The organism is Actinomycetospora sp., from assembly GCF_055612215.1.
Genome location: NZ_JBVPVA010000830.1, coordinates 1 through 9,267, shown reverse-complemented (window position 1 = coordinate 9,267; position 9,267 = coordinate 1). Strand labels below are relative to the sequence as shown.

9 protein-coding genes are annotated in these 9,267 nt (G+C 75.8%); 7 read left to right on the top strand and 2 right to left on the bottom strand.

All coding sequences use genetic code 11. The features are described 5' to 3' along the window. Nucleotides 1–192: 192 nt before the first annotated feature. Complete coding sequence (locus tag AC0CYZ_RS22650; RefSeq protein ID WP_472219503.1) at nucleotides 193–1,629, bottom strand: phosphatase PAP2 family protein; 1,437 nt, start codon at nucleotides 1,627–1,629, stop codon at nucleotides 193–195. A 99-nt stretch (nucleotides 1,630–1,728) separates the two neighbouring features. On the opposite strand from AC0CYZ_RS22650, the gene pafA reads away from it, so the two are divergent. From pafA to AC0CYZ_RS22630, 4 genes are all read left to right on the top strand, one after another. After that, nucleotides 1,729–3,087: a Pup--protein ligase gene (gene pafA, locus AC0CYZ_RS22645; RefSeq protein ID WP_472219501.1), complete on the top strand. Its 1,359-nt coding sequence runs from the start codon at nucleotides 1,729–1,731 to the stop codon at nucleotides 3,085–3,087. Between the two features lie 71 nt (nucleotides 3,088–3,158). Beyond that, on the top strand, nucleotides 3,159–5,054 hold the full coding sequence (locus AC0CYZ_RS22640) for a serine/threonine-protein kinase (RefSeq protein WP_472219499.1): 1,896 nt from the start codon (nucleotides 3,159–3,161) through the stop codon (nucleotides 5,052–5,054). Between the two features lie 84 nt (nucleotides 5,055–5,138). Then, a complete protein-coding gene (locus tag AC0CYZ_RS22635) occupies nucleotides 5,139–6,131 on the top strand; it encodes a helix-turn-helix transcriptional regulator (RefSeq protein ID WP_472219497.1) in 993 nt (330 codons plus the stop codon). Continuing rightward, nucleotides 6,128–7,114, top strand: a complete 987-nt coding sequence (locus AC0CYZ_RS22630) for a helix-turn-helix transcriptional regulator (protein WP_472219495.1) — start codon at nucleotides 6,128–6,130, stop codon at nucleotides 7,112–7,114. Before AC0CYZ_RS22635 ends, AC0CYZ_RS22630 begins: the two co-directional genes overlap by 4 nt. A gap of 32 nt (nucleotides 7,115–7,146) precedes the next feature. Here AC0CYZ_RS22630 and AC0CYZ_RS22625 read toward each other — a convergent pair whose 3' ends face one another. Then, the gene (locus AC0CYZ_RS22625) at nucleotides 7,147–7,455 is read right to left on the bottom strand and encodes a DUF1330 domain-containing protein (RefSeq protein WP_472219494.1); all 309 of its coding nucleotides are present in this window, start codon (nucleotides 7,453–7,455) and stop codon (nucleotides 7,147–7,149) included. A 69-nt stretch (nucleotides 7,456–7,524) separates the two neighbouring features. On the opposite strand from AC0CYZ_RS22625, the gene AC0CYZ_RS22620 reads away from it, so the two are divergent. The 3 genes from AC0CYZ_RS22620 to AC0CYZ_RS22610 all read left to right on the top strand — a co-directional run. Beyond that, complete coding sequence (locus AC0CYZ_RS22620; protein WP_472219493.1) at nucleotides 7,525–7,818, top strand: hypothetical protein; 294 nt, start codon at nucleotides 7,525–7,527, stop codon at nucleotides 7,816–7,818. Further along, nucleotides 7,815–8,075, top strand: coding sequence for a Sec-independent protein translocase subunit TatA (gene tatA, locus AC0CYZ_RS22615; protein WP_472219491.1), 261 nt, complete (start codon nucleotides 7,815–7,817; stop codon nucleotides 8,073–8,075). Before AC0CYZ_RS22620 ends, tatA begins: the two co-directional genes overlap by 4 nt. Nucleotides 8,076–8,137: 62 nt before the next feature. Continuing rightward, nucleotides 8,138–9,267 (top strand): DEAD/DEAH box helicase (locus AC0CYZ_RS22610; protein WP_472219489.1); only part of this gene is annotated, 1,130 nt, incomplete at its 3' end.

Below are 9,267 nucleotides of genomic sequence, written 5' to 3'. Positions count from 1 at the left end.
GGTCATGCCGGCCGGCACCCTCAACCACTTCGGGCGCGACGTCGGGGTGTACGACCTGCAGGAGGTCGTCGACGCGACCGGCGCCGGCGAGGCGGTCTCGGTCGACATCGCCGAGCTGCACGCCTACTCGGCCTCGACCGGCCCCGACGGCGGCGAGCGCGTCGTGTTCGTCAACACCGCCTCGTTCGGCGGCTACCCCGAGATGGTCCGGCTGCGGGAGAAGTGGCAGGACCGCTGGGGCAAGTTCCCGGCGGCGTCGGCGGCGCTGATCGCGACGCTGTGGCGGGCCCAGCCGCTGCGCTGCCGCATCGACGGGGCGTAGGGCCCGTTGCCGACGAAGAGCATCCACACCGGGGTCTCCACCCCGTCGATGCGGCACCGCAGCGGCCGGGCGTGCCACAGGGTGAGGATCAGCGCCGCCGACGCGGCCGGCCACTTCCCCCAGCGGTCCTGCCACTTCTCGCGCATCCGGACCATCTCGGGGTAGCCGCCGAACGAGGCGGTGTTGACGAACACGACGCGCTCGCCGCCGTCGGGCCCCGTCGAGGACGAGTAGGCGTGCAGCTCGGCGATGTCGACCGCCACCGCCTCGCCCGCGCCGGTCGCGTCGACGACCTCCTGCAGGTCGTACACGCCGACGTCGCGGCCGAAGTGGTTGAGCGTGCCGGCCGGCATCACCGCGAGCGGCAGGTCGAGGTCCTCGGCGATCCGTGCCGCGGCGGCCACCGAGCCGTCGCCGCCCGCGATCCCGAGGGCCCGGGTCCCCGGGTGCCCGGCGGCCTCCTTGAGCAGCGCGACGAGGTCGTCGCCCGGGTCGAGGCGCACCAGGTGCGCCTTCGGCAGCCGCTCCGCGATCTCCGAGACGGGGTCGGTGCCGGGCCGCCCGGAGCCGGAGTTGACGACCATGGAGAGCCCCTCGCCGTCGACGAGCTCCGGCGCGTTCGCGTAGGGCCGGGCGATGGCCTCGTCGATGGGGCGCCGCGGCAGCCAGCGCTGGGTGAGGAGCGCGATCCCGGCGCCGAGGGCGGACCCGACGGCGACGTCGCTGGTCCAGTGCACGCCGACGTGGATCCGCGAGTACGCGACGGTGGCCGCCAGCGGTGCGAGCACCAGCCCGGTGCGGGGGCTCTCCAGCGCCACCCCCACGGCGAAGGCCATCGCCGAGGCGGAGTGCCCGGACGGGAACGACGACGAGGTGGGGCGGTCGGGCAGGGACCGCGCCACCGGCAGCAGATCCGCGGCCGGGCGACGCCGGGGGAACACCGGCTTGAGGACGATGTTCGCGGCGAGGCTCGCGAGACCGATCGCCATGACGCCCCGCGTGGCCCCGCGGCGGGTGCGCCGGGTCCCCGCGGCCAGCACCGACGCCGTCGCCAGCCACAACCAGCTGTGGTTGGCCGACCGCGTCAGGGCGAGCAGCGCGTCGTCGGCCGGGGTGGAGGGCAGGCGCCCGACCGCCGTGGTGATCCGACGGTCCAGCCGGCCGACCGGGCGCAGCGTCCGGCGGCTGCGACGCAGCCCGGCGCGGGCCCCGGCGGCGACCGTCCGGGGTACGACGGCCTCGACGGCCACCGCGACCGTCGCCTGTGCGATCGCCTGCGCGCGGCGCGCGCGCCGCCCTCGGAGCATGTGACGGCACCCTAGACCCCGACGGGGGTGCGCCGACGCCGCGTCGTCGGGCCGCTCGAAGGGGCTGCAGATGCCTGCGCGTCGCCTAGGCTGGAGGCCATGCAGCGGCGGATCTACGGCATCGAGACCGAGTTCGGGGTGACGTGCACCTTCCACGGTCAGCGTCGCCTCTCGCCGGACGAGGTGGCCCGCTACCTGTTCCGGCGGGTGGTCTCCTGGGGGCGGTCCTCGAACGTCTTCCTGCGCAACGGCTCGCGGCTCTACCTCGACGTCGGGTCGCACCCCGAGTACGCCACCGCGGAGTGCGACTCGCTCGAGCAGCTCGTGGCGCACGACAAGGCGGGCGAGCGGATCCTCGAGGACCTGCTGCTCGACGCCGAGCGCCGGCTGGCCGACGAGGGCATCGGCGGCGACATCTTCCTGTTCAAGAACAACACCGACTCGGCCGGCAACTCCTACGGCTGCCACGAGAACTACCTGGTCGGCCGCTCGGGCGAGTTCTCCCGCATCGCGGACGTGCTGCTGCCCTTCCTCGTCACCCGCCAGCTCATCGCCGGCGCCGGGAAGGTGCTGCAGACCCCGCGCGGGGCCGTGTACTGCCTCTCCCAGCGTGCCGAGCACATCTGGGAGGGCGTGTCGAGCGCCACGACGCGCAGCCGGCCGATCATCAACACCCGCGACGAGCCGCACGCCGACGCCGAGCGCTACCGCCGCCTGCACGTGATCGTCGGGGACTCGAACATGTCCGAGGTCACGACGCTGCTGAAGGTCGGCACCACGCACCTCGTCCTCGAGATGATCGAGCAGGGCATCCAGTTCCGGGACTTCACCCTGGACAACCCCATCCGCGCGATCCGCGAGATCAGCCACGACCTGACCGGCCGCCGCCCGGTCCGCCTGGCCGGCGGCCGCGAGGCGGGCGCGCTGGACATCCAGCGCGAGTACCACGCCCGCGCCGTCGAGCACGTGGCGCGCCGGGGGAGCGACCCGGTGACCGACCGGGTGCTCGAGCTCTGGGGCCGCACACTCGACGCCGTCGAGCGCCAGGAGCTCTCGCTGATCGACCGCGAGATCGACTGGGCGATCAAGCACCGGCTGGTCGAGCGCTACCGCTCCCGGGGCGACCTGGGCCTGTCCAGCCCGCGCATCGCCCAGCTCGACCTGGCCTACCACGACATCCGCCGGGGCCGCGGGGTGTTCGACCTGCTGCAGCGCAAGGACCTCGTCGACCGCGTGACCGACGACGGCGAGATCGAGGCGGCCAAGGACACCCCGCCGCAGACCACCCGCGCGAAGTTGCGGGGGGACTTCATCGCCGCCGCCCAGAACGCCGGTCGCGATTTCACCGTGGATTGGGTCCACCTCAAACTGAACGACCAGGCCCAGCGAACCGTCTTGTGCAAGGACCCCTTCCGCGCGGTGGACGAACGGGTGGACCGGCTGATCGCGACGCTGTAGCGATCGTCACGCCATCGGTGTGATCGGCCGGTCCGTCGGGGACCCGGCGTCGCGACTCCGCGACGCCAGCCATGCACGATCGACACATCGAGGGCGGCACGACGACCATGGACCACCAGGACCGCACGTCCCGGGTGAGCCCGCCGAGCGGGCCACCGGGCACCGTGCACCCCGGGGCCGAGTACGACTCGGGCACGGCGGTCCCCGACCCGCGCGTCGAGGGCACCCTGCTCGGGGGCCGCTACCGCGTGCAGGAGTGCATCGGGGCGGGCGCCATGGGCGTGGTCTGGACGGCGTGGGACCGGCGGCTGGCCCGGACCGTCGCGGTCAAGCAGCTGATCCCGCCCCGCGCCGAGGACGGGACGGACGAGACCGCCCTGCGCGTGGCCCGGGCCCGGGCGATGCGCGAGGGCCGGATCGCGGCCCGCGTGGTCCACCCGCGCGCCATCGCGGTGTTCGACGTCGTCACCCACGCGCCGCCCGCCCAGCCCGAGATGCCGTGGCTGGTCATGGAGTACCTGCCGTCCCGGTCGCTGGCCGCGGTGCTCGCGGAGCGCGGCCCGCTCGCGCCCACCGAGGTGGCCCGGATCGGCGCGCAGATCGCGGACGCGCTCTCCGCGGTCCACGAGGCCGGCATCGTCCACGGCGACGTCAAGCCCGGGAACGTCCTGCTCACCGACGACGGCGTCGCCAAGCTCACCGACTTCGGGGTCTCGCGGGCCTCGTGGGACAGCTCGGCGACCGGCGGCGGCCTGGTGGCCGGCACCCCCGGCTACTTCGCTCCCGAGGTCGCCCGCGGCGGGGACCCCACGCCCGCGTCCGACGTCTTCTCCCTGGGCGCCACGCTCTACGCGGCCGTGGAGAACGAGCTGGTCTGCGGCCGGTTGGACAACACCCTGGCCGTGCTGCACGCCATGGCCGAGGGGCGGCTGCGCCCGGCGACCCGCGCGGGGGTGCTGGGCCGCCCGCTCTCGGCGATGCTGCGCCTCGACCCGGCGCACCGCCCGGACACCGTCCTGCTCCGCACCGCCCTCGAGGCCCGCGCCGCGCGGGGCACGACGACGACGGCGGCGCTCACCGCCCCGGCGACGCCCGACCGCACCACCGAGCCCGTCGTCCCGGCCGCGACCGCCCCGGGCGACGCCGCCGGGCCGACCGCGGCGACAAGCACCCCCGTCGCCGCCGGCGGTCCGCCGACGGCCCCGTGGGTCGGGGTGGTCACGCCGGTCCCCACGGGCCGGAGCGACGCCGACACCGACGCCGTGACGGACGACGGCGCCGGCGACGACCTCGTCCCCGGCGGGCTGCGCGCCGCCCCGGCGGCGTCGGTCACGCCCGCCCGCGGGCCGTCACGGCACCGGCGCCGGGTGCTCGCGGTGGCCGCCGCGTCCGCGATCGTCCTCGCGGCGGGGGTTGGCGCGGCCGTGGCCGCCGTCGACGGCCCGCGGGCGCCGCACTCGGTCCTCAACGCCGCCGCGCCCCCGCCCGACGCGGCGCCGACGACGACCGCGGTCCCACCGACCGACGCGCCCGGGTCCACCGGCACCGTGCCGCCGACGGCGGGCGCCCCGCTCTCGCCGGGCAGCGACACCACCACGGCGCCCCCGGCCCCCGACGACCTCGGAGGCAAGCCGGGCGACCCGGTCACCGAGGACGACGTGCGCCGCACCGTGGCGGCCTACTACGGCAGCCTGCCCGGCAACATCCCGGGTGCGTGGACGCTGCTCTCCGACGGTGCCCAGGACGCCTCCGGCGGGTACGGCGGCTACCAGCACTTCTGGGGCGGCATCACCTCGGTGAGCGCCGACGACGTGCAGGTCGACGGCACCTCGGCGCGGGCCGAGCTGGAGTTCGTGACCTCGGGTGGGCGCACCACCCACGAGACCTACAGCTTCGAGGTGGACCGCAACGCCGCGGGCCGTCTCGAGATCCGTTCGGCGTCGCGGGGCGGGGCCGACTCGGCGTGAGGCGCGGCGCGTCCCGGGCACCCGGACGCGCCGGAACGCGGGATGTCGAACACGCGATCGATCGACCGTCGTATTGTCGGGCCCGTGCCGCCCCCGACCGCGCGAGCCGAGCGCCTGGTGAACCTCGTGCTGGCGCTGCTGTCGACGCGGCAGTTCCTCTCCGCCGAGCGCATCCGCACCACCGTCGCCGGCTACGAGGAGGCCCGCACCGACGAGGCGTTCTACCGGATGTTCGAGCGCGACAAGTCCGAGCTGCGCGAGCTCGGCGTCCCGCTCGAGACCGGCAAGCAGTCGGTGTTCGACGTCGTCGACGGCTACCGGATCGCCCGCGGGGACTACGAGCTGGCCGCGATCGACCTCGCGCCCGACGAGGCCACGGCCGTCGCGCTCGCCGCCCGCCTCTGGGACTCCCCGCAGCTGGCCGGCGCGGCCCGCACCGCGATGACGAAGCTGCGCGCCGCCGGCGTGGAGGTCGACCCGGCGGCGGCGTCCGAGGTCCAGCCGCGGGTGCGCACCACCGAGCCCGCGTTCGCGCCGCTGCTCGCGGCCGCCCGGGCCGGGCGCGTGGTCACGTTCGCCCACCGCGGGCACCCGGGCGCCGAGGCCCGCCGCCGCACCGTCGAGCCGTGGGGGGTCGTGTCCTACCGCGGGCGTTGGTACCTCGTGGGCCACGACCGGGACCGCGACGACGTCCGCTGCTTCCGCCTCTCGCGGATCGAGGGCGAGGTCGTCGCCACCGGCGCGCGGGGCGCGGTCACCCGCCCCGAGGGGGTGGACCTCGTCGAGCTGGTGGCCCGCTCGGCCGGGCCGCCGCCGCCCACCGGCACCGCCCGGGTCCGGCTGGTGCCCGGCCGGGCCGCCGGGTTGCGCCGCGCGGGCCGGCCCGACCCGCAGGGCGACCCCGACGTCGTCGAGCTCGAACTCTCGCGCGTGGACGCGCTCGCGCGCTGGATCGCCGGGCACGGTCCCGACGCGGTGGTGCTCGAGCCGCCGGAGCTGCGCACCGCCGTGATCGCCATCCTGCGCGCGGCGCGGGACGCCGACGCCGCCACGCCGGCCGCGGGGCTGGCCCGGTGACCGCCGAGGGCGTCGCCGACCGGCTGCCGCGCCTGCTCACCCTGGTGCCGTGGCTGCTCGCGCGGCCCGGGGTGCCGGTGGCCGAGGCGGCCGCCGAGTTCGGCATCACCGAGGCCCAGCTGCGCCGCGACCTCGAACTGCTCTGGATGTGCGGGCTGCCCGGGTACGGCCCGGGCGACCTGGTCGACCTGTCCTTCGAGGGCGACACCGTCACCGTCGTGTACGACGCCGGGCTCTCGCGCCCGCTGCGCCTGTCCGGCCCGGAGGCGGCCACGCTCGCCGTCGCGCTGCGCGCCCTGGCCGACGCGCCCGGCGTCGCCGACACCGACGCCGTCCAGCGCGCCCTCGCGAAGATCGAGCAGGCCTCCGGGCGGGCCGCGGACGGCCCGGCGGAGGACGCGGTCGCCGTCGGGCTCGGGCGTTCCCCGCGCAACGCCGGGGCGGAAGCCGTGGTGCGGGACGGGGTCGCCCGCCACCGGGTGCTGCGCCTGACCTACTACTCGGCCTCGCGGGACGCCGTCGGACGCCGCGACGTCGACCCGATGCGACTGCTGCTCGTCGACGGCAGCACCTACCTCGAGGCCTGGTGCCGGCGCGCCGAGGGCGTGCGGATGTTCCGCCTCGACCGCGTCGACGACGCCGAGGTCCTCGACGAGCCCTCGAGCCCGCCGCCCTCCGCCACCCCGCGCGACGTCCCGGCCGACGCCGCGGGCCTGCTCGCCCCCGACGCGGGCCAGCAGCTCGCGGCGCTGCGCCTCGCCCCCGCCGCGCGGTGGGTGGCGGAGTACTACCCGATGGAGGAGCTCGTCGCCGACGACGACGGCGGGGCGCGGGTGCAGATGCGCTACGGCGACCAGGCCTGGATGGTCCGGCTGCTGCTCGGTCTCGGCGAGCACGTCGAGGTGCTCTGGCCGGCGGAGCTCGCCGCGGCCCGGGCAGGCCGTGCGACCGAGGCCCTGGGTGCCTACGGCCTGTCCGTCTGACCCCGCCACCCACCGCGGGGCGCGCACCACCTCTAGCCGACGACCCCGTCGACGAAGATCAGCCGACGGATGAGCGCCGCGGAGCGGAAGGCGAACGCCTCGGCGTACTCCGGCGACGCGTACCAGGTCTGCAACGCCGGCATGCTCGGGAACTCGGCGACGACCACCGATTGCGGCGGGGGCTCGTCCGCGGGCCAGTCGGCCTCGACGACCTGGGCGAGCGCGCCACGGACGAGGTACCGACCGCCGTACCGCGCGATGGCCGCTGCGGCGCGGGTGCGGTAGTTCTCCCACGCGTCGGGGTCGAGGACCTCGACCTGCGAGATCAGGTACGCCGCCATGTCGGTCTCCTCCCGTGGCCGGACCCGCCGACCCGGTCGCACGGTAGTGCGGGCCGATACGCTCCGCGGGTGTCGTTCGGACCGCTCGTCTGGAGCATCGTCGCCGTCCTGGTGGCCCTCGTGGTGCTCGCGCTCCTCGTCCTCACCGCGCTGCGGGCCGTCGGGCGGACGACGACCGTGCTCGCCGCCTTCACCGCGCTGCTCTCCGACCGCGCCGGGATGCTGCGCGCCCGGGTCGCGGCCCTGCGGGTCCGGGCGAGCCTGCTGGGCAGCTCGTCCCGATCGTCCGGTTCGGCCGAGATCGGCCCGGTAGAGTCGGGTGTGACGGTGCCGGGGTCGGCGTCGGGAGGAGTGGTCCGGTGAGCGAATGGGTCATCGTCGCGATCGTGGGCGTCGTCCTGCTGTTCGGCGCAAAGAAGCTGCCCGACATGGCCCGGGGCCTCGGGCAGTCGATGCGCATCTTCAAGGCCGAGACCCGGGGCCTGAAGGAGGACGACGAACGCAGCGCGCCCGCCGTCGAGCCGTCGACACCGCCCGCCACGCCCACGTCCGGCGCGTCGCCCGACGCCCCCGCGACCGTGCGCGGCACCGCACCGGACGGGTCCCGCCTGCCGGAGTGACGACCGTCCGACTCCTGCGCGGGCGCGGGGTCGCCCTGGTGTGACACGGTGGGGAGGTGGCCATGCGCTCTCCCGCCGAGGCCTACGCGCAGGCGCGCACCCGCGCCACGCACCCGGAACTCGGCAACTTCGTCACGTCCCTGAGCTTCGAGCTCGACGACTTCCAGCGTCGCTCGTGCCTCGCGCTGGAGGAGGGGCACGGCGTGCTGGTGTGCGCGCCGACCGGTGCCGGCAAGACCGTCGTCGGTGAGTTCGCGGTGCACCTGGCCCTCGCGCGGGGCCAGAAGTGCTTCTACACCACGCCGATCAAGGCGCTGTCCAACCAGAAGTACGCCGACCTCGTCGCCCGTCACGGCGCCGACGCGGTGGGCCTGCTGACCGGGGACACGGCCGTCAACGGGTCCGCCCCCGTCGTCGTCATGACGACCGAGGTGCTGCGCAACATGCTCTACGCGGAGGCGCCCGCGCTGGACGGCCTGGCCTACGTGGTGATGGACGAGGTGCACTACCTCGCCGACCGCTTCCGCGGGGCGGTGTGGGAGGAGGTCATCCTCCACCTGCCCGACCACGTGCAGCTCGCCTCGCTCTCGGCGACGGTGAGCAACGCCGAGGAGTTCGGGGACTGGCTCGTCGAGGTCCGGGGCGACACCACCGTCGTCGTCGACGAGACCCGGCCGGTGCCGCTGTGGCAGCACATGGTGGTCGGCTCGCGGATGTTCGACCTGTTCGCGGAGGAGCGGCGCGGGGCCCAGGGCCACGAGGTGAAGGTCGACCCGACCCTCGCGAAGGCCGTCGCCGAGGTCGACCGCGACGGTGGTGGGCGCCGGACCCGGTCGGGGCCACCCCCGCGCGGGGGCCGTGACGGACGGCGGCGCGACGACCGCGGGCGCGGCACCGGCGGGCCGGGGCGGAACGGGCGCACCGGGTCGTCCTACCGGCCGCCGTCGCGCGTGGACGTCATCGAGCGGCTCGACGCGGCCGGGCTGCTTCCGGCGATCACCTTCATCTTCAGCCGGGCCGGGTGCGACGCCGCCGTCACGCAGTGCGTGCGCTCCGGGCTGCGCCTCACCGGCGCGGCGGAGGCGGAGGAGATCCGGGCGGTGGTCGACCGACGGTGCGCCGCGCTGCCGGACGCCGACCTCGACGTCCTGGGCTACTGGGAGTGGCGCGAGGGCCTCGAGCGCGGGGTCGC